The 2,242-nt window shown below is 68.5% G+C and carries 2 protein-coding genes; both read right to left on the bottom strand.

The window, feature by feature from the left end; genetic code table 11:
- Positions 1 to 100: 100 nt before the first annotated feature.
- Positions 101 to 1,318, bottom strand: coding sequence for a hypothetical protein (locus A5780_RS19535; RefSeq protein ID WP_064909204.1), 1,218 nt, complete (start codon positions 1,316 to 1,318; stop codon positions 101 to 103).
- A 135-nt stretch (positions 1,319 to 1,453) separates the two neighbouring features.
- Complete coding sequence (locus A5780_RS19530; protein WP_064909203.1) at positions 1,454 to 2,209, bottom strand: class II glutamine amidotransferase; 756 nt, start codon at positions 2,207 to 2,209, stop codon at positions 1,454 to 1,456.
- Positions 2,210 to 2,242 lie beyond the last annotated feature (33 nt).

Below are 2,242 nucleotides of genomic sequence, written 5' to 3'. Positions count from 1 at the left end.
GTGTCGCCGGTGTGGACGGCGTAGCCGTGGCCGTGTGGGTTGGCCAGCGCGCCGCCGTGCAGGGCGTCGAGGTCGGGAGCTTGGCCGGGTTTGTAGTAAGTCAGGATGCACACGCGAGGGCCTCCAATTCGTCGGTCAGGCAGCGGTATTCGGGGCGGGCGGCCAGCCACGCGGTGAACGCGGTCCATTCCCAGCCGCGGCGGCGGGCGATATCGGCGGCTGAGAGGGTGCGGGTGTATTCGACGGAGGCGTCGGCGAAGGCGAGCGCCGCTTGCACCTCGCGCGTGTGCAGAGAGCTGGCGAACACCCGCAGCTCGAAGGTGTCCTCGGGGCACACATTGATTGCCCGGTATCGGAGCGCGCCTCCGGTTTCACCCTTGGCGTGGGCGGCGGCGTTGGCGCGGGCACCGGGGTCGAATACGGCCCACTGCTCGGAGTCGCGGCGCGCCAGCACTTTGATGTGGGATTCGTTGCGGTAGACGAACTTCAACCACCGGTAGGTGTGCGCGGGAGAGGAGAATCCGGCGCGGGAGACGTGCACGTGGATGCCGATGCTGGTATCGGTGTAGGCGCCCAGCATCCGCAACCGATGCAGCAGCGACCACGGAAAATGTTGGCGCGCATACTTATACGACATCGGGTGGGTGACGATCTCGTATCCGCACGGCTGGATGCTTCCATCCTCTTTGAGGTATCCGAGGTCGCTGAGCCGGTCGATGGCGAGCTCGGCCGCGTCGTCGAAAACGTCTCGGGGGGTTTTGATTTCGAGTTCCAGCCCGAGGTAGAGCGGTCCGGTGCCGTGGAATTCGGGTTCGGGTTTGTAGCTGTAGGAGTGGACGCCGCGGTGGTCGGGCTGTTGGTTGGCGCAGGTGTCGCAGTAGTCTTCCCAGCAGCGGATGAGGATGTCGCAGCCGGCGCAGCGGTGGTAGTCGGCGTCCTCGCAGCGCCCGCACACATCGGCCCCGGATTCGGTTTCGTTGAGCCCGTCGGCGCGTGAGCCGCAGTCGTCGCACACCAGGTAGCTGTCGGAGCAGTCGTCACAGACTTCGCCATGGCCGATGACACGGACCAGGTCGCTGTCGAAGCGGTCGCAATCGCGGCACCGGCGCCAGCCGATCGAGCATTCCGTGCACACGTCGGTGCCGCGCACGGTGGAGCGGCGCTCTCGTGTGGGGGTGGCGCAGTCGTCGCAGGGGTCGAGCAGGTCGGCGCACGCGCGGCACAGATGATCACCTTCGACGGTGGTGACGGTCGTGTTGTGCTCGATCGGGTGTGAACAGTCCTCACACCGCCGACCGGTGAGAGTGGATGTGGGCATATAGGATTCACGTCCTTCCAAAAAGTCGGGGGACAGACGACGGCGCCCCGCTGCGCGCCGGGGTAGCGGCGCGAAGCGGGGCGCAAGAGGAAAGCGGTGCCGGGCAGCCCGGGTCGAGCGGGCCTGGCGGTCGGGTCAGGTCAAGCCGGGTGCGGGGGCCGCGGTGGGAGCCGGCCGGGGCGGGGTCGACAGGCAGGTGCAGTGGGAGAGGGCGGAATGGCAGTGGAAGCACCAGCCGCAGGCGCGGCAGTAGCGGCTGGTGCGTTCGAGATCGCGGTCCAGGCAGTACCCGCACACCGTCCGGCGGCGGACCAGCCATCGTTGATCGGGCGGAAGGTAGGAGCGGTTGGAATACCAGATCCCGCCCACCCACTGCCCCGCGCGCTCACCGAACAGGTAGGCGGTGTGGGCATAGGCCGGGTCGACGGTCAAGATCACCAGCTTGCTCGTCCCCAACCAGCCGGCCAGTCCGCGCGCCCCCGCGACTGTGTCGATCGGCCCGAACGGCTGGCCCGGCAGGTAGTCCTCGGCCGCGATCCGGGTATCCGAACGCCGGTCATAGGCACGCGGATGCACCCGCTTGGGCAGAGTCCCGTTGTGCGCCAGCACTGTGCGCGCATCGCCGCCGAGCCGGAAGGGATGGCAGTTGGACAGGTCGATCGCGCCGCGGGTGGCGTAGCGGGAGTGGAACAACGCAGGCCCGTCGGGGTGTTCGGCGCGGGTGCGGGCGAAGGTGGCGATGACGGTGTGGGCCTTCATGCCGTGCCCCGTGATGATGCGGCCGCCGGTGACGATCGCGAAGCCGTGTCCGTCGGGGTTCGCCTCGGCCCCGAACCGCAGCGCGCGCGTGTCGATCGCGGCGCCGGCGGGGTAGTAGGTCAGCAGGCACATTGCAGGGCCTCCATTTCCGCGGCCAGGGGCTGG

The sequence above is a fragment of the Nocardia sp. 852002-20019_SCH5090214 genome, from assembly GCF_001665865.1.
In the GTDB taxonomy this organism is placed as follows: domain Bacteria; phylum Actinomycetota; class Actinomycetes; order Mycobacteriales; family Mycobacteriaceae; genus Nocardia; species Nocardia nova.
Note: the sequence above shows the minus strand (reverse complement) of the source record. Positions and strands in the feature narration are given on the sequence as shown.